This window comes from Pseudomonas sp. PDM17 (assembly GCF_014851985.1).
GTDB lineage: Bacteria > Pseudomonadota > Gammaproteobacteria > Pseudomonadales > Pseudomonadaceae > Pseudomonas.
Window position 1 is genome coordinate 144,801 of record NZ_JACVAT010000011.1, and the last position, 24,050, is coordinate 168,850.

General features: G+C 65.6%; 23 protein-coding genes. 14 read left to right on the forward strand and 9 right to left on the reverse strand.

All coding sequences use genetic code 11. From position 1 onward, the window contains the following. Positions 1–22 precede the first annotated feature (22 nt). The 7 genes from pstS (at position 23) to IB256_RS29170 (ending at position 6,589) form a co-directional block, all read left to right on the forward strand. Positions 23–1,054 (forward strand): phosphate ABC transporter substrate-binding protein PstS, encoded by a 1,032-nt coding sequence (pstS, locus tag IB256_RS29140; RefSeq protein WP_192223334.1) that lies wholly within the window; start codon positions 23–25, stop codon positions 1,052–1,054. A 74-nt stretch (positions 1,055–1,128) separates the two neighbouring features. Then, positions 1,129–2,094 (forward strand): phosphate ABC transporter permease subunit PstC, encoded by a 966-nt coding sequence (pstC, locus tag IB256_RS29145; protein WP_192404872.1) that lies wholly within the window; start codon positions 1,129–1,131, stop codon positions 2,092–2,094. Then, the gene (gene pstA / locus IB256_RS29150; RefSeq protein ID WP_192404873.1) at positions 2,094–2,987 is read left to right on the forward strand and encodes a phosphate ABC transporter permease PstA; all 894 of its coding nucleotides are present in this window, start codon (positions 2,094–2,096) and stop codon (positions 2,985–2,987) included. Before pstC ends, pstA begins: the two co-directional genes overlap by 1 nt. Positions 2,988–3,063: 76 nt before the next feature. Next, a complete protein-coding gene (pstB, locus tag IB256_RS29155; protein ID WP_054911197.1) occupies positions 3,064–3,825 on the forward strand; it encodes a phosphate ABC transporter ATP-binding protein PstB in 762 nt (253 codons plus the stop codon). Between the two features lie 50 nt (positions 3,826–3,875). After that, on the forward strand, positions 3,876–4,574 hold the full coding sequence (locus IB256_RS29160; protein ID WP_192296081.1) for a hypothetical protein: 699 nt from the start codon (positions 3,876–3,878) through the stop codon (positions 4,572–4,574). 59 nt (positions 4,575–4,633) lie between these two features. Then, on the forward strand, positions 4,634–5,179 hold the full coding sequence (locus IB256_RS29165; RefSeq protein WP_192296107.1) for a hypothetical protein: 546 nt from the start codon (positions 4,634–4,636) through the stop codon (positions 5,177–5,179). Positions 5,180–5,563: 384 nt separating this feature from the next. After that, on the forward strand, positions 5,564–6,589 hold the full coding sequence (locus IB256_RS29170) for a sterol desaturase family protein (RefSeq protein ID WP_192404874.1): 1,026 nt from the start codon (positions 5,564–5,566) through the stop codon (positions 6,587–6,589). Positions 6,590–6,802: 213 nt separating this feature from the next. Here IB256_RS29170 and IB256_RS29175 read toward each other — a convergent pair whose 3' ends face one another. From IB256_RS29175 to IB256_RS29185, 3 genes are read right to left on the reverse strand one after another with little or no spacing between them, the layout of a single operon-like run. Then, positions 6,803–7,045, reverse strand: coding sequence for a DUF2790 domain-containing protein (locus tag IB256_RS29175; protein ID WP_192296083.1), 243 nt, complete (start codon positions 7,043–7,045; stop codon positions 6,803–6,805). Continuing rightward, complete coding sequence (locus IB256_RS29180) at positions 7,042–7,602, reverse strand: cytochrome b (protein ID WP_192296084.1); 561 nt, start codon at positions 7,600–7,602, stop codon at positions 7,042–7,044. Before IB256_RS29180 ends, IB256_RS29175 begins: the two co-directional genes overlap by 4 nt. Then, positions 7,602–8,648 (reverse strand): catalase family peroxidase, encoded by a 1,047-nt coding sequence (locus tag IB256_RS29185; RefSeq protein ID WP_192404875.1) that lies wholly within the window; start codon positions 8,646–8,648, stop codon positions 7,602–7,604. Before IB256_RS29185 ends, IB256_RS29180 begins: the two co-directional genes overlap by 1 nt. A gap of 162 nt (positions 8,649–8,810) precedes the next feature. Here IB256_RS29185 and IB256_RS29190 point away from each other — a divergent pair, with 162 nt between their 5' ends. Both IB256_RS29190 and IB256_RS29195 read left to right on the forward strand, forming a co-directional pair. Next, positions 8,811–9,320, forward strand: a complete 510-nt coding sequence (locus tag IB256_RS29190) for a sigma-70 family RNA polymerase sigma factor (protein ID WP_192404876.1) — start codon at positions 8,811–8,813, stop codon at positions 9,318–9,320. After that, complete coding sequence (locus IB256_RS29195; protein WP_192404877.1) at positions 9,317–10,075, forward strand: anti-sigma factor family protein; 759 nt, start codon at positions 9,317–9,319, stop codon at positions 10,073–10,075. The genes IB256_RS29190 and IB256_RS29195 overlap by 4 nt, the downstream gene beginning before the upstream one ends. Before the next feature lie 325 nt (positions 10,076–10,400). Here the strand turns inward: IB256_RS29195 and IB256_RS29200 are convergent, their stop codons facing one another. From IB256_RS29200 to IB256_RS29210, 3 genes are all read right to left on the reverse strand, one after another. Further along, positions 10,401–12,239 carry an amidohydrolase gene (locus IB256_RS29200; protein WP_192404878.1) on the reverse strand — a complete coding sequence of 613 codons (1,839 nt, stop codon included), beginning with the start codon at positions 12,237–12,239 and terminating at the stop codon, positions 10,401–10,403. 19 nt (positions 12,240–12,258) lie between these two features. Next, positions 12,259–12,813, reverse strand: coding sequence for an antibiotic biosynthesis monooxygenase (locus tag IB256_RS29205; protein WP_192296088.1), 555 nt, complete (start codon positions 12,811–12,813; stop codon positions 12,259–12,261). Between the two features lie 85 nt (positions 12,814–12,898). Next, on the reverse strand, positions 12,899–13,915 hold the full coding sequence (locus tag IB256_RS29210; protein WP_192404879.1) for an alpha/beta hydrolase: 1,017 nt from the start codon (positions 13,913–13,915) through the stop codon (positions 12,899–12,901). Positions 13,916–14,330: 415 nt separating this feature from the next. On the opposite strand from IB256_RS29210, the gene IB256_RS29215 reads away from it, so the two are divergent. After that, entirely contained in the window at positions 14,331–16,334 is a 2,004-nt protein-coding gene (locus IB256_RS29215) for a peptidase U32 family protein (RefSeq protein ID WP_192296090.1), read from the forward strand. 251 nt (positions 16,335–16,585) lie between these two features. Beyond that, a complete protein-coding gene (locus IB256_RS29220) occupies positions 16,586–16,987 on the forward strand; it encodes a hypothetical protein (protein ID WP_081520547.1) in 402 nt (133 codons plus the stop codon). Here IB256_RS29220 and IB256_RS29225 read toward each other — a convergent pair whose 3' ends face one another. From IB256_RS29225 to IB256_RS29235, 3 genes are all read right to left on the reverse strand, one after another. After that, positions 16,988–18,319 carry an OprD family porin gene (locus IB256_RS29225; RefSeq protein ID WP_318652572.1) on the reverse strand — a complete coding sequence of 444 codons (1,332 nt, stop codon included), beginning with the start codon at positions 18,317–18,319 and terminating at the stop codon, positions 16,988–16,990. Continuing rightward, positions 18,316–19,494 carry a DUF1624 domain-containing protein gene (locus IB256_RS29230; RefSeq protein WP_192404880.1) on the reverse strand — a complete coding sequence of 393 codons (1,179 nt, stop codon included), beginning with the start codon at positions 19,492–19,494 and terminating at the stop codon, positions 18,316–18,318. The genes IB256_RS29225 and IB256_RS29230 overlap by 4 nt, the downstream gene beginning before the upstream one ends. Positions 19,495–19,604: 110 nt before the next feature. Beyond that, complete coding sequence (locus IB256_RS29235) at positions 19,605–20,225, reverse strand: FMN-binding negative transcriptional regulator (protein WP_192404881.1); 621 nt, start codon at positions 20,223–20,225, stop codon at positions 19,605–19,607. Between the two features lie 214 nt (positions 20,226–20,439). Here IB256_RS29235 and IB256_RS29240 point away from each other — a divergent pair, with 214 nt between their 5' ends. The 3 genes from IB256_RS29240 to IB256_RS29250 all read left to right on the forward strand — a co-directional run bounded on the left by IB256_RS29240 (position 20,440) and on the right by IB256_RS29250 (position 24,023). Beyond that, on the forward strand, positions 20,440–21,636 hold the full coding sequence (locus IB256_RS29240; RefSeq protein ID WP_192296094.1) for a sensor domain-containing diguanylate cyclase: 1,197 nt from the start codon (positions 20,440–20,442) through the stop codon (positions 21,634–21,636). Between the two features lie 108 nt (positions 21,637–21,744). After that, on the forward strand, positions 21,745–23,268 hold the full coding sequence (locus IB256_RS29245) for a diguanylate cyclase (protein ID WP_192296095.1): 1,524 nt from the start codon (positions 21,745–21,747) through the stop codon (positions 23,266–23,268). Next, on the forward strand, positions 23,265–24,023 hold the full coding sequence (locus tag IB256_RS29250) for an SIR2 family NAD-dependent protein deacylase (RefSeq protein WP_192296096.1): 759 nt from the start codon (positions 23,265–23,267) through the stop codon (positions 24,021–24,023). The genes IB256_RS29245 and IB256_RS29250 overlap by 4 nt, the downstream gene beginning before the upstream one ends. The last annotated feature ends 27 nt before the right edge of the window (positions 24,024–24,050 follow it).

The window sequence follows — 24,050 nt, forward strand, 5'->3', positions numbered from 1 at the left end:
GATATCAAAAGGATTGCCCTCGATGAAAAGCTTTGTGAAATCTGCTGCGATCGCCGTAACGCTGTCCATGTGTGCCTCTTCCGTCGTCTTTGCCGACGAAAGCGTCCGCCTGACCGGCTCCGGCGCCAGCTTCCCCGCTCCGATCTACCTGACCTGGTTCAAGGACTTCAGCAAGAAAACCGCTGGCGTCACCGTGGATTACCAGTCCAAGGGTAGCGGTGCGGGCGTACAGGATTTCCTCAACAAGACCGTCGACTTCGCGGCCAGTGACTCGGCCATGAAAGACGAGGACATCGCCAAGGTTGCCGAAGGCGTGCAACTGCTGCCGATGACCGCCGGCGAAATCGTCCTGGCGTACAACCTGCCGGGCAGCCCCAAGGGCCTGAAACTGCCGCGCGACGTTTACTCCAACATCTTCCTGGGCAAGATCACTCAGTGGAACGACCCGCAGATCGTCGCGGCCAACCCTGAGCTGAAGCTGCCGGCCCTGCCGATCACCGTTGTCGTGCGTGCGGATTCCAGTGGCACCACCGCTGTGTTCACCAAGCACATGTCGACCATCAACCCGGAGTTCAAGACTGCCCTGGGTGAAGGCAACACCGTCAACTGGCCGGCCAGCGACAAATTCATCAAGTCGCCGAAGAACGATGGCGTGACCGCTACCGTTCGCCAGACCCCGGGCGCCATCGGCTACATCGAGTACGGCTTCGCCAAGCTGGCCAAGGTCGACTTCGCCGAGCTGCAGAACAAGGCCGGTCAGTACGTCGTGCCGAACGCGGAAAGCGGTGCCGCGGCGCTGGCTGCCGTGAAGTTCCCGGAGAACCTGGTGGCCTGGCTGCCCGATCCGGACGGTGCCCAGTCCTACCCGATCACCTCCTACACCTGGATGATCTTCCGCAAGCACAACGAGAACCCGGCCAAGGCCAAGGCCATGCGTGAAATGGTCGAGTACGGCCTGACCGAAGGGCAGAAGATCGCTGATTCGATGGGCTACATCCCGCTGCCGCAAGCAGTCGTCGATCAGGTTCGCAAAGCTTCCGCCAACATCCAGTAACGCCTGCGAGTCTTCATCCGGCGGGGGCTGTCGGCCACGCCGGATGAGATTTCCACCTGTTCCGGAACTCTCCCATGACCCAACCTTTTGTCGTACCGGTAAATCCGGACTCTGCCTGCCAACCGCCATCCGCGAAGGATTTCCTGGTTGACCGGACCTTCCGTGCCATTGCACGCCTGGGTGTGGTCCTGATTCTGGTGCTGGTCGTTGCCCTCGTGTTCGAAGTCGGTCGCAAGGCCTTTCCGGGCATGGAGAAACATGGCCTGGACGTTCTCCTGGGTTCGGTCTGGGACGTCAACCAGGGCAAGTACGGCATTCTGCCGGCCATCTGGGGCACGCTCTACAGCGCACTGATCGCTCTGCTGATCGCAGGCCTGTTCGGCGTCAGCATGGCGATCTTCCTGACCCAGGATTTCCTCCCCGCCAGGCTTGCGGCGGTGTTCCGTACCATCGTCGAACTGCTCGCCGCGATCCCCAGCGTCGTTTACGGCCTGTGGGGGATCTACGTGGTGATCCCGGCCATTCGCCCGCTGACGGCGTGGTTGAACAGCGAACTCGGCTGGATACCCTTTTTCGGCACATCGTTGAGCGGGCCAGGCTTGCTGCCCGCCTCTCTGGTGCTCGCCATCATGATTCTGCCCACCATTGCGGCGGTCTCGCAGGACGCTCTTTCCAGCGTGCCGATGAAGACCAAGCAGGCCGCCTACGGCCTGGGGACCACCCACTGGGAAGCGATCCTCAAGGTAATGGTGCCCTCCGCTGCCACCGGCATCTTCGGCTCTCTGGTGCTGGGCCTGGGCCGCGCGCTGGGTGAAACCATGGCCCTGGCCATGCTGGTCGGCAACGCGAACACCATTTCCCTGTCGCTGTTCGCACCGGCCAACACGCTGGCCGCCCTGCTGGCGCTGAACTTCCCCGAAGCCGGGCCGAACGAGATTGAAGTGCTGATGTATGCCGCACTGGTGCTGATGTTCATCACGCTGATCGTGAACGTACTCGGCTCCATGATCATGCTTTACGCCCAGCGGGGAACCAAGTAATGACCAGCCTCACTCCCACCGTTTCCGCCCTGCCAAGCCTGCAGCGCAAGCTCGAGGGCCGTGCCCTGCGCAGCCTGGCGCTGACCACGCTGGTCTGGCTGGGCGCCCTGCTGGCCAGCGTGCCGCTGATCTCCGTGCTCTACATGCTGATCACCCGTGGTGGTGCGCGCCTGAGCCTGGAGGTCTTCACCGAACTGCCACCGACCGGTTTCGAGACCGGCGGCGGCTTCGGCAACGCGCTGGCCGGTACCTTCGTCATGGTCGGTATCGCCGCCGCCATTGCCGTTCCGGTTGGCATCATGGCGGCCGTCTTCCTGGCTGAACTGGGGCCGGACAGCAAACTGGCAAGCGCCGCGCGCTTTGCCGCCAAGACGCTCACCGGCCTGCCCTCCATCCTGGCCGGCGTGTTCGCCTACGCCCTGGTGGTGATGACCACCGGTACCTACTCGGCTCCGGCGGGTGGCGTGGCACTGGCCGTGCTGATGCTGCCGATCGTCGTGCTCACGGCCGAAGAGTCGATGAAGATGGTGCCCAAGATCATGAAGGATGCCGCCTACGGCATGGGCTGCACCCGCGCCCAGGTCATCTGGAAGATCGTACTGCCTACCGGCCTGCCGGCGATCCTCACCGGCGTCATGCTGGCCGTGGCGCGCGCCGCTGGCGAGACCGCGCCGTTGCTGTTCACCGCGTTATTCAGCAACTACTGGATCTACCACGACGGCAGCCTGGCCGTGATGAACCCCACGGCCTCGCTTTCCGTGCTGATCTACAACTTCTCCGGCATGCCCTTCGACAACCAGCTCGAGCTCGCGTGGGCCGCATCGCTGGTGCTGGTGATGATCGTGCTGATCGTGAACGTCATCAGCCGCATTTTTGGCAAGCCCAAGTTTTGAGATACGGAGCATCCGAATCGTGAACACAGCTACTGCACAGAAAGTCGCCCCGGTTGGCGCCGAGACCCAGGTGGTCATGGACTGCAAACTGGACAAGATTTTCTACGGCAACTTCATGGCGGTACGTGACAGCCACGTGCCGATCGAAAAGAACAAGATCACCGGCTTCATCGGCCCTTCCGGCTGCGGCAAGAGCACCGTGCTGCGCAGCCTGAACCGGATGAACGACCTGGTGCGCGGCTTCCGCTTCGAGGGCCATGTGCATTTCCTCGGGCAGGACGTCTACGGCAAGGGCGTGGACCCTGTCGTCGTGCGCCGCTACATCGGCATGGTGTTCCAGCAGCCGAACCCGTTTTCGATGAGCATCTTCGACAACGTCGCGTTTGGCCTGCGCCTCAATCGCTACAAGGGCGACATCGGCGACCGGGTCAAGCATGCCCTGCAGGGCGCCGCGCTGTGGGATGAAGTGAAGGACAAGCTGAAGGTGAGCGGCCTGTCGCTCTCCGGTGGCCAGCAGCAACGCCTGTGCATCGCTCGTGCCATCGCCACCGAACCGGAAGTCCTGTTGCTGGATGAGCCGTGCTCGGCACTCGACCCGATCGCTACCCGCCGTGTCGAGGAGCTGATGGTCGAGCTGAAGAAGGACTACACGATCGCTCTGGTCACCCACAACATGCAGCAGGCCATCCGTGTCGCTGACACGACGGCGTTCTTCTCGGTCGACATTTCCCAGGGCACCCGCACGGGCTACCTGGTCGAAATGGGCGCGACGAAGCAGATCTTCGAAAGCCCGCGGGAAAAGATGACCGAGGACTACATCAGCGGCAAGTTCAGCTGAGTCGAACCTGCAGACGTATGAAGCCACACACCTCATCCTCTGGGTTGCCCATGCCTGCCACGCGCCGTCTTGATCTGCGAGCGATTGAACGTGCGCTGCGTGAGGTGCAAGGCCGTTTCGGCGAGCTCAGCCAGTGCTTTACCGAGCCGCGTGATCCGTTCACCGATGAGGTGTTGCACAACGTGCTGGAGGGTTACGCCCTTATCGACGACTACGTCGCACGGGGCGTCGACCTGTTCGATCTGCAACAGGTGAACCTGATGCTGGAGATCAACGCCACCGTGCTTTGCGGCCGCGACCCTGCCCGTCGGCTGGAATTCGCGCCGCACCTGGCGGCCACCGAGGCGCACTTCTTCAACAACGTCGAAGGCGGCATCAAGGACCTGTACAACTGGTACTGCGCGTATCACAGCGAATCGGTGTGGAAGCGCGCCGCCGGTGTCTACGTGCGGATTCTGAGCAAACCGCAATTGTTCATCGAAGGTAACCATCGCAGCGGCTCGCTGATCGTCAGCTATCTGCTGATACGCGCCGGGCTGCCGCCGTTTGTGCTGACCCTGGACAACGCCAAGGGTTACTACAACCCGTCATCGGTCATCCGCAACTCCGCCAAGCATGGCGTAAAGGCGCTATTCGAATTGCCCAAGATCAAGAAAAAGTACGCCGCCTTCCTCGAAGATCATTCACCGGATCCGGACCGATTTTTCCTTGGCGAGAAGCACGCCTCCGCCTGTCAGGGAGGTACCTGATGAGTACGCAACCCATGCTCGCCACCTGCCTGGCCATCAAGGATCAGCTGTGGGACGCCATGAAGGGTTCCGTTGCGCCTTACCGCTTCGGACGCCCGCGCATTCGGATTTCGTTCGATATCGATGACACCCTGGCCTGCCTCCCCCACCACAGCGACGTCGAACCCAGCAAGCTCCCGGAGTTTGTTCATCGCTGGCTTGGCGAACCGCTGCGTATCGGCACCCGCTCCCTGACCCGGGAACTGCGCCGCCAGGGCTGCAGCATCTGGGTCTACACGTCCTCCGGCCGCACACCGTCCTATATCAGGCGCTGGCTGTTGCTGTACGGCATCCACGTCGACGGCGTGGTCAACAGCGTTCGCCACAACCAGGCCCTGACCGAGCGCGGGCTGGCGAACTCCCCCTCGAAACTTCCGCCGGCATTCGATATCGACCTGCATGTCGATGATTCCGAAGGCGTGAAGAGCGAAGGCCATGACCATGGTTTCCGCGTCGTTGTCGTGCGTCCGGACGATGATCGCTGGGCACAGAGAGTCCTGGATTCCGTGGCTGAACTCCAGGAAACGCTGGATCGACAGCAGCAGCCATTGGCGACAGCAGCCTGAGCCTTCAACCACGCGGCTCGTTGCTGACTGGCAAGCGTCTTCACCCTGCCCTTCGCGCGGAACCTACAGCTTCGCGGATGTCGGTCCTTGGCCGCCTCCCTTAGGTTCACGCCCCGGTTTAGTCACCGGGCGGCGCCTCCCCCTCTCATCGATGGCCCCCGCTCCGCAGACCACTTCAGGCCAATCCAGTCGCCTCCGCACATCAGGCTGCTGACGACCCCCTGTCGAATTGCCCCGCCCCGGCACCGCTGGACTTTGACAGCGTGCTCCCCCAGGTTCCATGCTGAGCGAACGCGTAACACCCCATGAGTCGCTGGCGCCTCAGCGCCGTGGGCGGTCACTCGACGTACAAGCCTGTTCACCTGACTCCCGGCGCCAGCGCCCATGCCTGACCTCCCGCACCTCCACCGCCACTTCACCGAGTGGGTGATCAACCCCATCACCCATCAGGTCGCCGGCCTGTTCGACCTCAGCGGCCGCGTCGGCGTGGTGTTCCTGCTGTGCTCCTACGCCATCGCCTACGCATTGTTCCGCTTCCGCCGGCAGCGCGGGCTGACGCAGGCGGCGTCGTTCTGGCAGTTCATCGGTGGCAGCCGGGTGAACCTGCATCGCTCGGCGCTGCTGGATTACCGCTACTACCTGGTGCGCGGCATCCTCAATGTGGCGTTGCTGGTGCCCATCGTCAGGATGGTCGATCCGTACATCCTGCGCTCGGGCGACTACATCGCCTTCTTCACCCACCTCTGGGGCGCGCGGCCACAGTTGGGGACGAACCTCGGCCTGTCGCTGCTCTACGGGCTTGGCGTGTTCCTGGTCAGCGACTTCAAGAACTACTGGGTACACCGCGCCTTCCATTCACGCTGGCTGTGGGCGTTCCACAAGGTGCATCACTCGGCGGCGGTGCTGACGCCGATCACCGCGAGCCGCGTGCACTTCGTGGAGAAGCTGGCGGCGCAGCTGGCCGGCGCCTTCGCCCTGGGCGCCTATGCTGGCGCCTTCTGGTACCTCTGCGGCGGAGAAATCAGCGCCTACACGCTGTTCGGCGTGACCTACATGATCCTGCTGTTCAACGTGCTGGCGACCAACCTGCGCCACAGCCATGTGTGGCTGTCGTTCGGGCCGATAATCGAGCATGTGCTGAACAGCCCCGCCCAGCACCAGATCCACCACAGCGACGCGCCCCGCCACTTCAACAGGAACTTCGGCATCAACCTGTCGCTGTGGGACTGGATGTTCGGCACGCTCTACGTCACCCAGCGCGCGCCGGAGCCGATCCAGTTCGGCGCCGGGGAGCAGGATGACGGGAAGTATTCTTCGCTGTGGAGCCTGATCGTTACGCCGTTTGTGGAGACGGTGCGGAAGATCAAACAAGCATCCAGAGCGGCCGCTACGATTCCCAAATCGTCCTGACACGATGGGTGGTGCATGCAACTGCATGCACTGGCCCTACACCTCATTCCCGGCTACACGCTAAAAAGTACTTCTACCTGGGCTTAAAAGCTCAATAGCCCAGGACAGACCATACCTCTATCTGAACGTTGATATCGAATCAACGTGCCAATAGCGTTTCCGCTCTTCTCCCAAAGCGAAATGGGGGCCATATAGCCCCCGCCCCATTACCATTCAATTCTCATTCCCACACCCCTGCCCCCACACCGGATACCGCAGCGTATGCCGCTGCCCGGCGCTGTCTTCGTAAGTCATCTCCACTTCGCGAATCCCGCAGAACCCCAGGTCCGGTTGTTGCACCACGCGCTTGATGTCGAGTTTCTGCCCGTAGTGGTAGTCCTGCGCGGGAGGAGCCTCCTGCGCGGCGAGGGCCGCGCAGGAGGTGAATAGGTAGGCGACAGCGAGCAAGCGCTTCATGGCTGCTCTCCGCTGGAGCTGCGCGGCATGGGTGCGCCAGTCATGCTAGGGAGGACTTCGTCGCGGCGAATGAGCCCGTGGAACAGCGCGGCGGCGAGGTGCAGGAGGATGGTTGCCAGCAAGGCGTAGGCGATGAAGGTGTGGGCGCTGCGCAGGAGGGTGTGAAGTTGCACCGACGGCGAAACCAGCGCGGGCAGTTCGAAGCCGCCCCAGAGCACCACGGGGTAGCCGCCGGCGGATTGCATGGTCCAGCCCACCAGCGGCTGCGCTAGCAGCAGGCCGTAGAGCGCCAAGTGCGAGAGGTGCGCGGCGCTGCGTTGCCAGCCGGGCATGTCGCTGGGAAGTGCGGGGATACGCTGGCTCAGGCGCACAACGATGCGCAGCAGTACGAGTACCAGCAGCGCCGCGCCCAGGGGTTTGTGGATGGCAACCAGCGCGGCATGGCGCGGGGAGACGCTGGCGACCATGCCCAGGCCGATCAGCAGCATGGCAAGCACCAGCACGGCCATCAGCCAGTGCAGCACGCGCAGGGAGAGCGGGAAGTAAGTCGGTTTCATCAGTGGGTCTCCTGGGCCTGCTCACGGGTACGACGGTTGAAGGATTCCGAGTAGGCGGCCGAGCGGGCACTGAGCAGCGGGTCATCGGAGGCGCGGATGCCGTCGGGGAGGATCAGCGGATCGTAGTTGACGTCGCGGCAGTCGCCGCCGATTTCCGGCTGCAGACGCTCGATCACCAGTTCGCCGGCGTCCACGGTGCGGCGGCTGTCAGGCCAGGCCTGGGTGGGGTCGACGGTGCTGTCGCCGGGCTCGCCGAGGGTGAACTGCAGGCGCCAGCGCAGCGGGCCGGCGGCGATGCGCTGGGCCAGTTCGGCGGCGAGGAAGTCGACGTCGCCGCGCTTGTCGGCGGCCAGCGGCTCGACCGGTGCTTCGGGCTGCACGGACCAGCGCACCGGCTGCTGCTTGCCTTCCTTGTTCACCAGATAGAAGGCGTTAAGGCTGTAGTAGGCGCTGTTGGCGTAGCTGGAGGACGGCGTCGAGGACTTGGCCCACTTGAGGAAGGCCTGGGTCTCGGGGTGCGACTTGAAGAAGGCGCCGGCCTTCTCCGGGTCGGGCTTGCCGGTGCCCGGCTGCGGCGCGGTGGCCTGCTGCAGGGCGTAGAAACTGGCGACATCACGCACGACGAAGACCGGCATGGCGTTCATCCCGGTGCGCCACTCCTGGCCGTCGGCCGGCTGGAAGCGCAGGGCCAGGCTGCGGATCGGCGCGGCACCGTCGCTGGCCTTGGGGTTGCCGCCGGGAATGGCGAGGCGCCCTACCACCGGCACGCGGCCGACCGAGAACAGGCTGGCTCGGGACAGACTGGCCGCGCCGCCATTGCTGTCGAAGTGGCCGATCACGCACAGGCCCTTGGCGTGGTTGCGCCGGTAGCCGGGGTAGACGCCGCTGTTGTGCTCCAGGGTGTTGATCACGCTGGCCGGGGTGAGCCGCTGCGGGTCGAGCCAGCCGGCGACGTAGGCGAAGACGGCGGCCACGCCGAGCACCACGGCGCCGATGGCGGCCAGGCGCAGGGGCACGTTGGGTGCGGTGGGCGGTGTTTCTGTCATTTCCAGCTCCTCAGGCTTAGGCTGAATGCGTTGAGCCGGTACGACGCACCGTGCGACGGGTTATTCCCACTGAGGGCGAATAAATTATTTTTCCCCGCGAAGGGAATAGATCGCCGCTGCGTTCGTCTTTCTCGCTCGAACCCACCCATTCCTGGCGCCCCGATGCACTCACTGGACGACCATTCACTGCGCGAACTGCTGCCTCGGCTGCGGCGCTTCGCGCTGTCGCTGACCCGCAGCGCGAGCAGCGCCGACGACCTGGTCCAGGCGACCCTGGAGAAGGCGCTGTCGGCCTGGACCGGCCGTCGCGACGACGGCGACCTGCGCGCCTGGCTGTTCTCGATCCTCTACCGGCACTTCATCGACGGGCAGCGCCGTGCGAAACGCTATGCGCGCTTGCTCAGCCTGTTCGGTGCGGACAGCGCGGTGAGCGCCTCGCCGGAGGACATCGTCAGCGCACGCTCGACGCTGGAGGCCTTCGAGCGCCTGCCCGCCGAGCAGCGCGCGCTGCTGACGCTGGTCAGCGTCGAAGGCCTGAGCTACCGCGAAGTGGCCGAGACTCTGGATATTCCCATGGGCACCGTCATGTCCCGCCTGTCGCGCGCCCGCACGGCGCTGCGCGCGCTGAGCGAAGGACAGACGGCGACTCCTTCTTTGCGGGTACTGAAATGAACGAACGCATTCCCGACGGCACTCCCCAGGAACAGGATCTGCACGCCTACATCGACGACCAGTTGGACCCGTCGCGCCGCCAATGGGTGGAAGCCTGGCTGGCCGCCCACCCGGACGACGCCCGCCGCGTGGAAGGCTGGCGGCAGGATGCCCAGCAATTACGCGCGGCCTTTGCCGGGCAGGCCCGTGGTGCGCTGCCCGAGCAGCTCGATCCGGCGCGGATTCGCGGGCAGATTCAGCAGCGCCGGCGCACGCGGCTGGCCACGGCGGCGGCTCTGCTGGTGGCGCTGGGCGTCGGTGGCATGGGCGGCTGGCAGATGCGCGGCGACGCGATGATGCGCGGCATGGTGCCGATGCAGGACGCAGTGCAGGCTTACCGGTTGTTTGCCCATGCCAACCAGAACGGCCTGGACCTGCGTGATGGCGGCGACCTGCGCGGTTGGCTGGCTCGCTACCTGAAAGACGCCCCGCCACCGCCGGCGCTGGAGCAGGTTGGCCTGAAGACGGTTGGCGCCCGCTTGCTCGCGACCGAACAGGGCGCGGCGGCGCTGGTGATCTACGAAGATGGCCAAGGTCGCCGGCTGACCTTCTTCATCCGCCCGCCGGGCCCGCGTCACGAGATGTTGCCGCAGGGGCAGCGCACGGATGGCGACCTGCTGGCGCGTTACTGGAGCCGGGGTGGCTACAACTACGCCCTGGTGAGCCGCAGCGATGACCCGCAGGCGCAGGCCGTGGGGCAGTTGGTGGGGTTCTGAACGCGGACGTTGTCCGCGGCTCGCGGGCATGGGCTGGGCGCCCCCGCCCATCCTACAAGTGAAGCGTGGAGCCAATCTGTAGGAGCTGGCCATGCCTGCGGCCGAGCCGGCGCCGGAACAATGCGGACGCAGTCCGCTGGAGCAAACGTAGGATGGGTGGAGCGAAGCGATACCCATGCTGTCGGTGCACGGATCGATGGGTATCGCTGCGCTCCATGCCATCCTACGAAGCGTTAGCCGGCGGTATCAACAGGGCTGTCGGTGCGGACGTTATCCGCCGGTCGCGGCATGGCCCGCTCCTACAAGGAGCGGGCCATCGTTTGGGTCAGAAGGCGAAGCACGAACAGCCGAACGCGCCCCAGAAGCCCTGGAAATCACTCACCGGCACGCTCGACTGGCGAGCGCGTTCGTGGCTGTGGCCATGCACGCCGCAGGAGCCGACGCACTGGTGCACGGCATTCTGCAGCGGCGCCTGTGGGCGCCAGTGGCCGGGGACCTTGGCCACCGGGGACCAGTCCGGCAGTACCGGAATGGCGCTCGGCGCCTGGCGTTCGAAGTCGCCGCTGCCGAACACCACGCGGCCGTCCACCACGGTCAGCACTGACTCGATGGCCTTGATCTCTTCCTCCGGCACGTTGAAGTAGTCCGTCGAGAGCACCGCCAGGTCGGCCATCTGCCCGACCTTGAGCATGCCCTTCCTGCCCTGCTCGTTGGAGAACCACGCGCTGCCGTGGGTGTACAGCTCCAGCGCGGTGCTGCGAGGCAGTCCTTCCGGGTACAGCTCCATGCCGCCCACGGTCTTGCCGCTGACCATCCAGTACAGCGAGGTCCAGGGGTTGTAGCTGGAGACACGGGTGGCATCGGTGCCGGCGCCCACCGGCACACCTTCGGCCAGCATCCGCTTGATCGGCGGCGTAGCCTCGGCGGCCTGCTTGCCGTAGCGGTCGACGAAGTATTCGCCCTGGAAGGCCATGCGGTCCTGGATGGCGATGCCGCCGCCCAGCGCCCTCACCCGCTCGATATTCTTCGGCGAGATGGTTTCACAGTGGTCGAAGAACCAGTGCAGGCCGTTGAACGGGATGTCCCGATTGACCTTCTCGAACACGTCGAGCATCCGCGAGATGGATTCGTCGTAGGTGGCGTGCAGACGGAACGGCCAGCGCTGCTCGACCAGATGGCGTACCACCGGCTCCAGTTCGGCTTCCATGGTGCCGGGCAGGTCGGGGCGCGGTTCGAGGAAGTCTTCGAAGTCGGCGGCCGAGAACACCAGCATCTCGCCGGCGCCGTTGTGGCGCAGGAAGTCGCTGCCCTGCCCGTACTGGACGCTGCTGGTCCAGTTCTTGAAGTCCGCCAGTTCTTCCTTGGGCTTCTGGGTGAACAGGTTGTAGGCAATGCGCACGGTGAGCTGGTTGTCTTTCTCCAGCTGTTCGATCACCTGGTAGTCGTCCGGGTAGTTCTGGAAGCCGCCGCCGGCGTCGATGGCGCTGGTGACACCCAGGCGGTTCAGCTCGCGCATGAACTGGCGGGTAGAGTTGACCTGGTAGTCGAACGGCAGCTTCGGCCCCTTGGCCAGGGTCGCATAGAGGATCATTGCGTTGGGCCGCGCCACCAGCATGCCGGTGGGCTCGCCCTTGCTGTCGCGGACGATCTCGCCGCCGGGCGGGTTCGGCGTGTCTTTCGTGTAGCCGACGACGCGCAGTGCGGCACGGTTGAGCAGCGCGCGGTCGTACAGGTGCAGGACGAACACGGGGGTGTCCGGCGCGGCCTGGTTCAGCTCCTCGATGGTCGGCATGCGCTTCTCGGCGAACTGGAATTCGTTCCAGCCGCCTACCACGCGCACCCATTGCGGCGACGGCGTGCGCAGGGCCTGCTCCTTGAGCAGGCGCAGGGCGTCGGCCAGGGACGGCACGCCTTCCCAGCGCAGTTCGAGGTTGTAGTTCAGCCCGCCACGGATCAGGTGCAGGTGCGAGTCGTTGAGGCCTGGGATCGCGGTGCGCCCCTTGAGGTCGATGACGCGGGTGGCGCCGGCGCGGAAGGCCATGGCCTCGGCTTCCGTGCCCACGGCGATGAACTTGCCGTCGGCGATGGCTACAGCGGTGGCCTCGGGTTTCTCGCGGTCGACGGTGTGGAAGCGGCCGTTGGTCAGGATCAGGTCGGCGTACATGGCGATGTTCCTCTTTCGATCAGCGGGCATTGAGCCAGGCGGAGAACAGGCGCGTGGCCCGTGGCATGAAAACGTAGACCACCAGCAGGACGATGGTCGCGACGACGAGCATGTTGGCGAGGACGAAGCCGCCCAGCAGCGGGACCTGGGCGAACAGCGGGCGCCAGAGCTGCGGCACCAGCATCACCAGCGGCAGGATCACCAGGTAGGAAATGGTCGCCTGCTTCCAGCGCGGCGGCTGCTTCTGGGGGCTGTCCGGGGTGGTGAACCAGAACTCGTGGGCGGTGTGCAGTTCCTTCTGTTCGACGTCGATCAGGTGCGGGTTGGCGCGCTCGATCAGTTCATGACGCTGCGACGAGTCGAGCCACGCCTGCAGTTCGTTGGCGCTGGCGAAGCGCAAGACGGAGGTGAAATGGTCGCCCTGGCGCATCACATCCACACCCAGGTGACCGGGGAACTCGCTGGCGGCGCGGGTCAGTTCGCGCAGGATGGCTTCATAGGCGGCGACGCCATCGGGGCGGGCACGGTGGCGAATGATCAGGGTGACGGATTCTTGCGGCGTGGGCTGGCTCATTGGGATTCCCTCCAAAAAGGCCTCCAGAGAAGTGACCTCCCCCGCCCGGTGGCGAGGGAGGAAAGCGGCTGGTTGGATAAGCGGCTTACTGCAGGTGGACCTTCAGCTCTTCACCGGCCTGGCGCATGGCGGCCTGGACCGCGGGCACCTTGCTCACCACGTTGAGCAGACCGTAGTCGTGGATCATTCCGTTGTAGCGCACGGAAGTGACAGCCACACCGGCGGCGTCGAGTTTGCGACCGTAGGCTTCACCTTCGTCACGCAGCACGTCGGATTCGGCGGTCTGGATCAGGGTCGGCGGCAGGCCCTTGAGCTGGTCGGTGGTGGCGCGCAGGGGCGATGCGTAGATCTCGGCGCGCTGTTTTGGGTCGGTGGTGTAGTTGTCCCAGAACCACTGCATCATCGGCTTGGTGAGGAAGTGTCCCTGGGCGAACTGGTTGTACGAGCCGGTCTCGAAGCTGGCGTCGGTCACCGGCCACAGCAGCGCCTGGAAGCGCAGCTTGGGCGTGCCCTTGTCCTTGGCCATCAGCGCGACCACCGCTGCCATGTTGCCGCCGACACTGTTGCCGGCCACAGCCAGGCGCTTGCCGTCGACGTTGATCTCCTTGCCGTGTTCGGCGACCCATCGGGTCGCGGCGTAGGCCTGGTTGATCGCGACCGGGTATTGCGCCTCGGGGGACGGGGTGTAATCGACGTAGACAGCAACCGCGCCGGAGTTCACCACCAGGTCGTGGATCAGGCGGGCGTGGGTCGGGTAGTCACCCAGCACCCAGCCACCACCGTGGAAGAACATGAACACCGGCAGCGTGCCCTTCACGCCCGCCGGGCGGACGATGGTCAGTTTCACCGGGCCGACGTCGGTCTGCACGGTCTTCTCGCTGACCTGGGTGCCGGAAAGGTCGACCTTCACCGAGGCCTGGGCGCCAGTCAGTACGGCGCGGGCGTCTTTCGGCGAGAGGGTTTCCAGCGGCTGGCCCTTGCCGGCTTCCAGGGCTTCGAGGAAGGCCTGGGTGTTGTGTTCGACGGTGGGGTTGCCGGCGGCGAACACATTGCCGATGGCCAGGGCGAGGGAGGCGGCGAGCAGGGATTTCTTGGCGTTCATGATTCGGTTCCTTGAAAGTGGGGGGAGGTGTTCCGAAAGGACGAACGAATCTTGATCCATGCCCGCAAAGCGCGGAATAGACAGGGTTGCAGGGTCACTTTGCAGTTCTGCAAGGGGGGCTGAAGGGGCGTTGCAGAGTTGCCGTAGGTGGCGGGCGTTCCCGCGCAGGTACAAACGTAGGATGGGTATCGCTGCGCTCCACGCCATCCTACAAAGCGTCAGTTGGCGAGAGCGGAGCGGCGGTTGGCGCGGACGCTGTCCGCGGTTGGCGGGCATGGCCCGCTCCTACAGGGGCAGCCGGAGCGACCGGGGTTACGCCGCCCGGCACGCCACGGGTGCCGGCGCGGCGTTTGGCCGGTACAATGCGCGATTGCCCGTGTCATACCTGACAAGCACGCCTGATAAAGAAGAAATCATGTCCTTGCCCAAACACCATCTGGAACTGCTCAGCCCTGCCCGCGATGTGCATATCGCCCGCGAGGCCATCCTGCATGGCGCCGACGCCGTCTACATCGGCGGCCCGAGCTTCGGCGCTCGGCACAATGCCTGCAACGAGGTGAGCGATATCGCCCAGCTGGTGGAGTTCGCCCACCGCTACCACGCGCGGGTGTTCACCACGATCAACACCATCCTCCACGACAACGAGCTGGAACCGGCGCGCGCGCTGATCCACCAGCTCTACGACGCCGGCGTCGATGCGCTGATCGTGCAGGACCTTGGCATCATGGAGCTGGACATCCCGCCGATCGAGCTGCACGCCAGCACCCAGACCGACATCCGTACACTGGAGCGGGCGAAGTTCCTCGATCAGGCAGGCTTCTCCCAGCTGGTGCTGGCCCGTGAGCTGAACCTCAAGGAAATCCGCGCCATCGCCGACGAGACCGATGCCGCCATCGAGTTCTTCATCCACGGCGCGCTGTGCGTGGCCTTCTCCGGCCAGTGCAACATCTCCCACGCCCAGACCGGCCGCAGCGCCAACCGCGGCGACTGCTCCCAGGCGTGCCGCCTGCCCTACACCCTGAAGGATGACCAGGGTCGCGTGGTGGCCTTCGAGAAGCACCTGCTATCGATGAAGGACAACAACCAGAGCGCCAACCTCAGCGCCCTGGTGGACGCCGGCGTGCGTTCCTTCAAGATCGAAGGGCGCTACAAGGACATGGGCTACGTGAAGAACATCACCGCCTATTACCGCCAGCGCCTGGACGGCATTCTCGCCGAGCGCCCGGACCTGGCCCGCGCCTCCAGCGGCCGCACCGACCACTTCTTCGTGCCGGACCCGGACAAGACCTTCCACCGTGGCAGCACCGATTACTTCGTCAGCGACCGTAAGATCGACATCGGCGCCTTCGACTCGCCGACCTTCACCGGCCTGCCGGTGGGCACCGTGGAAAAGGTCGGCAAGCGCGACCTGCTGGTGGTGACCAAGGACCCGCTGTCCAACGGCGACGGCCTCAACGTGCTGGTGAAGCGCGAAGTGGTCGGCTTCCGCGCCAACATCGCCGAGCCGAAAGGTGAATTCGAAGAGGACGGCGAGAAGCGCTACCGCTACCGCGTCGAGCCCAACGAGATGCCCGAGGGCCTCTACCGTCTGCGCCCAAACCACCCGCTGTCACGCAACCTCGACCACAACTGGCAGCAGGCGCTGCAGAAGACTTCCGCCGAGCGCCGCGTCGGCCTGTCGTGGGTCGCAAAACTGCGCGAAGAGTGCCTGGAACTGACCGCCACCAGCGAGGAAGGTGTCAGCGCCAGCGTCGCCCTGGACGGCCCGTTCGGCGCCGCCAACAAGCCGGAACAGGCGCTGGACCAGTTGCACGACCTGCTCGGCCAGCTGGGCACCACCCAGTACCACGCCGACCGGATCGAGCTGGACGCCCCGCAGGCGTTCTTCATCCCCAACTCCCAGCTCAAGTCGCTGCGCCGCGAGGCCATCGAGGCGCTCACCGAAGCCCGCGTGCAGGCCCACCCGCGCGGTGGCCGCAAGGCCGAAACCAGTCCGCCGCCGGTGTACCCGGAGTCGCACCTGTCGTTCCTTTACAACGTCTACAACGAGAAGGCCCGCGAGTTTTACCACCGCCACGGCGTACAGCTGATCGACGCGGCCTACGAGGCCCACGAAGAGACAGGCGAAGTGCCGGTGATGATTACCAAGCACTGCCTGCGCTTCTCCTTCAACCTGTGCCCGAAACAGGCCAAGGGCGTCACCGGCGTGCGCACCAAGGTGCAGCCGATGCAGCTGATCCACGGCGACGAAGTGCTGACCCTGAAGTTTGACTGCAAGCCGTGCGAGATGCACGTGATCGGCAAGATCAAGGGCCACATCCTCGGCCTGCCGCAACCGGGCAGCGAAGGCGTGAGCAACATCGTCGGGCAGATCAGCCCGGAAGACCTGCTCAAAACCATTCGCAAGCCGGCGCACTGAGGTCCGCGCGCCGCGCTGGAGTGCGCTTTGCTCCCTCTCCTTTCGGAGCGGGGCGCGCCGCCAGGGCTGGGGAGAGGGTTACGGAGCCAAGTCTTGCTTCGATGTCAGTGCCAACTTTCTTCCCCCCTCCCTAACCCTCCCCCTGAAGGGAGAGGGGACCGTTGGGCAGAATGTAAAGCCCTGCATTCAGCCGGCAGGTTTTCACCGAAGCAGCGCTGCGCAATTTCCCGATCCCCCGCTATGATCGGGACATGACCGCCACTCCCCCGCTCCGCCAGCAATGCCCGCCCGGCGCCTGCAACTGCGACCGGGAACGCCTGCTGGAACAGCCCGACGCCGACCTGCGCATCCTGCTGCTCACCCGGCACGAGGAGCAGCGCCTGCTGGAGCGGCTGGAGAACCTCAAGGACCTGTCCGACCTGCAGCGCATGCAGCACAAGCTCTACGAGCAGCTTGGCATCCGCCTGCACATCGCCCCCGGCTTCAACGAAGTGCGCACCATGCGCGGCATCGAATTCGACTTCGACGAGCAGCCCGGTCTCTGTCGCAAGACCCGCCAGGCCATACCCGCCGCAATCCGCCGGGGCCTGGAGAGGAACCCGGAGATCGCCTGGCGCCTGCTCGACGCCCACGACCTGCTCGGCGGGCTCTGATCAGAAGCCGCCGTCCAGCGGGTATTCCACGGCAACCCTCAGTTGATCGGTATTGAGCTCCGCCTGCGCGGCATTGGCGCGGTGGCTGTTGTGCATCAGCACCAGCCGCAGCCCCTTGGCCGGGCCTTCCGGCACGCGGTACTGCAGCATCAGGTCGCGCTCCCAGTGCTTGCCGCCCTCGCCGTAGCCCAGGTACGCGTAGCCGCCACGCGGGTCGACGTGGCTGCCATCGATGTCCGTGCCACGCACGTAGGCCGCCGCCATCGACAACCCCGGCGCGCCGAAGCAAGCCAGGTCCAGGTCATAGCGCAACTGCCAGGAGCGTTCGTTGGGCGCATTGAAGTCCGATAGCTGCACCGCGTTGGTGATGAAAATCGCCCCGCGCGTCACGTAGTCGAACGGCGTGTCGCCCTCGACCTGCTGGTAACCGACACTGAGTCGGTGTGCGCCAAAACCGTAGCCGCCGAGCAGGCTCCAGGTGGTGTTGTCGATGCGCCCGGACAGCGCCTGCCCGGTGTCGCGAGTGCGGTAGAGGTTGAGGTTCAGCGACAGGTCCTGCCCCTGCCTCAGCGGCTGGCTGATGGTGCCGCCGAGGTAGTCCTGGCGCCAGCTGTCCTCGTAGCGCGAGGTGAAGAGGCTAAGGCTTGCCGACTTGACTGGCGCGTAGGTGAAGCCCGCGAGGTCGAAGGCATCGCCCTGGCGGGCGTTGGAGTAGTTCACCACGAAGCCGCGATCATGGCTGGAGGCGTTGCGATCGGTGCTTTCGGTGAAGTGCCCGGCCACCAGCCGCAGCCCGGAGAACTCCTCGCTGGAAAGGAAGAAACCAGTGGCCGTTTCCGGCAGCAGGCGGCTGTCAGACGAGCTGAACACCGGCGTCTTTACCCGCTGCTCGCCCCACCAAAGGGTGGTCGAAGACATCCGCGCCTTCAACGCCGCGCCGCCGCGAGCGAAGCTGTCCTTGGGGTGGCCTTCGTTATCCAGGCCAACCAGCCGTGCCTTGCCGGCGCGCCCACCGCCACTGTCCAGCAGCACGCCCTGGTAGAGGTGCGCATCCATCCCCAATCCGACGCTGCCACGGGTGAAACCTGACTGCAGGCTACCCATCAGCCCGTAGGCCCACTCCTCTGCATAGCCATTGCGCTCGCTGCGAGGCTTGTAGGCATTGCGTGCGCCACTGTTGCGGTCGCCATGGCGGTACTCGCGCTGGTCGAACACCGTGCGGTTAAGCAGGCTCCAGCGGCTGTCCTCGACCAAACCGCCGGACTCCCCCTGCACCGCGCCGAACGCCGGCGCAGACAGCGCCAGCAGCACGGCGGAACTACGCAGCCTCACAGGTACTTAAGCCAGGCGATATCGCGACGACGGGCCTTGAGCCCGGCGAACCAGTGTACCGGCGGGTACAGGGCGACGATCAGCACCAGCGCACCCAACCAGACCGCCCACACCGAATCGAAGCCGAAGTACTGCCCGCGGTTCAGCCCCCAGAGCGCCACGGCTGACAGGTACAGCAACTTCAGCACATAGAGGTGCAGCAGGTAGAAGAACATCGGTGCCGCGCCGAATACCGCCAGCCAGCGCGCCAGTGCGCCCTGCCCTCGGCGCTCGAAGAAGACCAGCAGGAGCAGGCCGATGCCCAGGGTCAGCGCCAGGAACAGCAGGGACGGCGGGTACTTGGTGATGTTGAAGAAGCTCATCAGCAGTTGCAGGTCGGTATCGCCATCGCCCCAGGCCTTCTCGCCATAACCGTTGTTCAGGCGCAAGGCGATGAAACCGCCCAGCGCGATGGCCGCCGCCAGCAGCAGGTTGCGAGTGCGCCGGGCAGCATCGGCAGAACGACCGAACCAGGGCCCGGCGGCATACCCGAGGGCAATCACCCCGATCCACGGCAGCAACGGATAGGACGTGCGCAAGCGCAGCGCATCGCCCACCTCGATCCAGCCGCGGTCATGCAGCACCGCCCAGGGCACGTGTGCCCAGTGGCCGGGCGCGAAGTGCAGCCCATCGAGCAGGTTGTGCCCGGCCACCAGCGCCACTCCCAGCACCACCAGCGCGGCGCGCGGCAGCCAGATCAGCGCTGAAAGCGCCAGCATGCTCAGGCCGATGGCCCAGATCACCTGCAGGTAGATGACCTGCGGCGGAAACTGGAAGGTCCAGGCGAAGTTCACCAGGGTGATTTCCAGCAGCACCAGGAACAGCCCGCGCTTGAACAGGAAGGCCGAGACCGCCGCGCGGCCCTCGTGTTTCTCGCCATAAAGGAAGGCGGAAAGCCCGGTGAGGAAGACGAACACCGGCGCGCAAAGGTGCGCCAGGGTGCGGCTGAAGAACAGCGCCGGGTCGGTCTGGGTCACATCCATCGGGTCGCTCACCTGCAGGTGCAGGTAGAAGGTCTCGCGGACGTGATCCAGCAGCATGAAGAGGATCACCAGCCCGCGTAGGGCATCGATGGAGTGGAGTCGGGTAGCGGCTTTGGCGATTGAGGGTGTTGCGGTGTTCAATGCGGAGGTCATGGGCGGAATCAATTGCGATTGAATTGTAATATTATTACATTCCATGCACTCGATCCGCCAACCCTTCGAAACATGCGGACATGTCTGGAACGGGCCTCGCCGGCACGGACTCAGTCCAGCGCGCGCTTCATCGCCGAGGACAGCTCGCCACTGCCGAGCTGCTCCAGCCGCTCGGCGGCACCCAGGCGATCGCGCTCTTCCTTGTTCTGGCTGAGCTTGGACTTGCCGATGATCTCGCCGATCTCCACCTCGATGCCGACGATGTTCGCCAGCATGCCGCTGATGAACTCCGGGGTGGAGTCGCTCATCTTCCACGGCTTCTCCTCGCTTGCTTCGTGGGTGCGCGTCAGGCGGCCGACCACACCGCGCACGAAGCGCTCCTCGTCCATGACCGTCAGGCGCCCGCGCACGTGCACCACCTGGTAATTCCAGGTCGGCACCTGGCGGTGCGCCTCGTGCTTGCTCGGGTACCAGTTGGGCGAGACATAGGCGTGCTCGCCACGAAAGATCACCAGCACCTCCTCGCCGTCAGCCTCCTGCCAGACCGGGTTGTTGCGGGCAACGTGGGCGCGCAGCAGCGGCTTCTCGCCGGAGAGCTCCAGCTCGAACGGCAGGTGGTTGGCATCCAGCAGACCGTCATGGCCGGTGACCAGGATGCCCAGGGGATAGTCGCGGATCAGCCGGTGCAACTCGTCCGGGCGGGTTTCCTCGAAATGCGCAGGTACGTACATGTAAGGCCTCGACAGCAGGTGAATGTGGTCATCATGCCGCCGCATTGGCACCCTATAAAGATCCATTAGCGACTGTGGCGACAGAGCCAATCTGCGGCAACCGAAGTTTTGGTACAACCTATGCATCGCCCCGCTGGACGGCGATGGTGCCGCACCCTACTCTAGCCCTTGGCCAGCATTCGCCCTGGATGGCAGACACAGGCTCCCACTCTCGATGACCGCACCCGAGTTCCCCGCCGCTCCTCCCCGGCAGCAGTACCAGGGGAGAATTCCACCGCGCCTGCAGGATGCCTACAAGGCGTATGTGATCCAGCATTACCGGCGCTTCCTGCTGGCGATCAACTTCATCGCCATGGCTGCCTACGACTCCTATGTGCTGGCCGACGCGCTGCTGATCCCCGACATGGCCAGGGAATCACTGTTCCTGCGCACAGGCCTCAGTCTGATCGGGCTGATCAACATCTTCCTGGTGTTCCGCTTCAGCCGCAGCGTGCTGGTCATGGACCTGCTGATGCCGGTGCATGACATCATCTCCACCATTGCCTGGTTCGAACTGCTCAGGCGCAGCGCCTCGCCGGACGTGCCGTTCTTCCTCTATGCCTCGGTGGTGTTCGTGCTGCTGGGCAACCTCGGCGTGCGGTACTCCTTCAAGGGCATCGCGCTGGTCTCGGCGATCATCACGGCGATCATTCTCTACAACGTCTGGCTGATCCACGACGGCGCCGCCAAGCCGCTGCTGATCTTCACCCTGGTCTACCTGCCCATCGCGCTGTTCAGCCTGTTCATCAGCTGGACCAACATCAAGGGCGTGCGCCAGGCATTCCTCGCCGACCTTGAAGAAAAACGCCAGCGCACCGAGCTGGCAGCACTCAACCTGCGCCTGCAGGAGCTGGCCGCCACCGACGGCCTTACCGGCGTGGGCAACCGCCGCTCGCTGGACCTGCAGCTCAACGAGTGCTGGCACGGCATGCGCGCCCACGGGCGGCCGTTCGCCCTGCTGATGGCCGACATCGACTACTTCAAGCCCTACAACGACCACTACGGCCACCAGGCCGGCGACCGCTGCCTGTGCCAGGTAGCCGAAAGCCTGGTGGGCACCCTGCGCGGCGGGCGCGCCAACGTCTATCGTTATGGCGGCGAGGAGTTCGCCATCCTGCTGGAGGCGACCAGCGCCGAGGACCTGCGCTGTGTCGCCGAACGGCTGCGCGAACAGGTGGCGAGCCTGGGCATCGAGCATCTGTACCGGCCCGACAGCCTGCGCCACCTGACCATCAGCCTCGGCGCGGCGATGGCCAACGAGGGCGGCCTGGGCGAACCGCGCGAGCTGCTCGCCCGCTGCGACCGGCACCTGTACGTGGCCAAGCAGAAAGGTCGCAACCGGGTGCAACTCAGCGGCATGCCAGGCGTCTGACGAACGACACGTAACCCGGCGCGCGCGGCCGGCGTCTCCCTGCACTCGCGGCGGACAATGCCCGCCGAGCATGGCAACCGCCACAAGGACCGACCCAACGAGGCCAGAGTGAAACGCGACATCCGCCTTGCCATCCTCCTGCTGTCGATCATCAGCCTTGCCGTGGCCGCCGCCACGGCGTGGGAGCTGTGGTCGGCGCGCGAGCGCACGCTGGCGGAAACCACCACGCACAACCTCAACCTCACCCAGGCGCTGGATACCTACGTCGAAGGCATCGTCACCCAGAGTTCCATGCTGCTGCTAGACCTGGCCGAACGGCTGGAGCACGAGGGACGCGGTGCGCCCCAGCTGCAACGGCTGAATGACCTGGTGCGGAGCCAGCAACACCTGCTCGCACAGCTCAATGGGGTCGGCATCTACGATGCCCAGGGCAACTGGCTGATGACTTCCAATGGCCCCTTCCCGCCCGGTGCCAACAGCGCCGACCGCGGTTACTTCATCCACCACCGCGACAATCCCTCGCTGGACGCCTATATCGGCGAACCGATCCACAGCCGCGCCACCGGCGTCTGGGTAATCACGGTCAGCCGCCGCTACAACGACGCTCAGGGCAACTTCGCCGGAGTGATAGTCGCCACCCTCGGCGTGCAGGACTTCCTTCGCCTGTTCGGCAAGATCGACATCGGCAAGACCGGCGCCATCGGCGTGGCCACCAGCAACGGCCAGGTGCTGGTGCGCTACCCCTTCCGCGAAAGCGACATGGGCCGCGTGCTGTCGCGCTCGCCGATCTTCACCCGGTACCTGGAGAGCGCTACGGTCGGCAGCGCGACCTTCGCCTCCTCGCTGGATGGCATCGAGCGCATCTACGCCTTCCGCAAGAACGAGCGCTACCCGCTGGTGACCTCGGTCGCCCTCGGCAAGGACGAAGCCCTCGCCGCCTGGGCCGCCGACGCCCTGCGCACGGTGGCCATCGCCTTCGGCCTGCTGATGGTCATCGTGGTCATCGGCAGCCTGCTGATCCTCGCCATCCAGCGCCGCATCGGCACCGAGCGCCTGCTGCGCGACGCCCGCGAAGACCTGCTCAGGGCCAACCGGCAGCTGGAAGTGCTCGCCTCGCGCGACCCCCTCACCGGTCTGGAGAACCGCCGCAGCTTCGACGAGCACCTGCTCGCCGAACTGCGCCGCGCCCACCGCGAACGTTCGCCGCTGGGGCTGCTGCTGATCGACGTGGACCATTTCAAGCGCTTCAACGACACCTATGGCCATCCGGCCGGCGACGACTGCCTGCGGCGCATCGGCCGCGTCCTCGCCGACAGCGTGCGGCGTCCCGCCGATCTGGCCGCTCGCTACGGCGGCGAGGAACTGGCGGTGATCCTGCCCAACACCGGTCCTGACGGCGCCCTGGCCGTAGCCCAGCAATTCATGCAGCGCCTGCAGGGCGCCAACCTCACCCACGCCGGCAGCCCCCTGGGCCGCATCACCGCGAGCATCGGTATCGCCACCCTGCCCGCTGGCACCGACAGCAGCCCACAGGCCCTCATCGAAGCCGCCGACCGCGCGCTGTACCGCGCCAAGGCCGCCGGGCGCAATCGTCTGGAAAGTGCCCCGACGCTGCAGGAAGCCCCGCAATGACCCTCGATTCCGCGCTGCTCGATGCGCTGCGCAAGGCCCGTCACGTCGTGGTATTCACCGGGGCGGGCGTTTCCGCCGAGAGCGGCATTCCCACCTTCCGCGACCGTCTTACCGGGCTGTGGGAACGCTTCGACGCCGCCTCCCTGGCCACCGCCGAAGCCTTCCGCGCGGACCCCGCGCTGGTCTGGGGCTGGTACGAATGGCGCCGCAGCGTCATCCACCGCGCCCAGCCCAACCCGGCGCACCTGGCCATCGCCGCGCTGGCCAGCAAGGTACCCAGGCTCACGCTGATCACCCAGAACGTCGACGACCTCCACGAGCGCGCCGGCAGCCAGGACGTCACTCACCTGCACGGCCAACTGGAACGCCCGCGCTGCTTCCAGTGCCAGCGCGAGCCGGATGGGCCACTGCCCGTGCCGGACGAACCCGAGGCCGGCCGCCGCGTGCAACCGCCGGCCTGCGCCCATTGCGGCGGCCCGCTGCGCCCCGGCGTGGTGTGGTTCGGCGAAAGCCTGCCGGTGGACGCCATCACCCACGCCTTCCAGGCGGCCGAACAGTGCGACCTGCTGATCTCCGTCGGGACCTCCGGCGTGGTCTACCCGGCAGCGGAAATCCCCGAGATCGCCTGGCGCCTCCGCGCGACCGTCCTGCACGTCAATCCCGCCCCCGGCCCGCTGCACGGTGAACGCGACTTCGCCCTGGCCAGCGCCGCCGGCGAGGCCCTCCCCGCCCTGCTCGCCGCGGCGTTCCCCTGACACTGCACGGTCGCAGGCAGGGCCGGC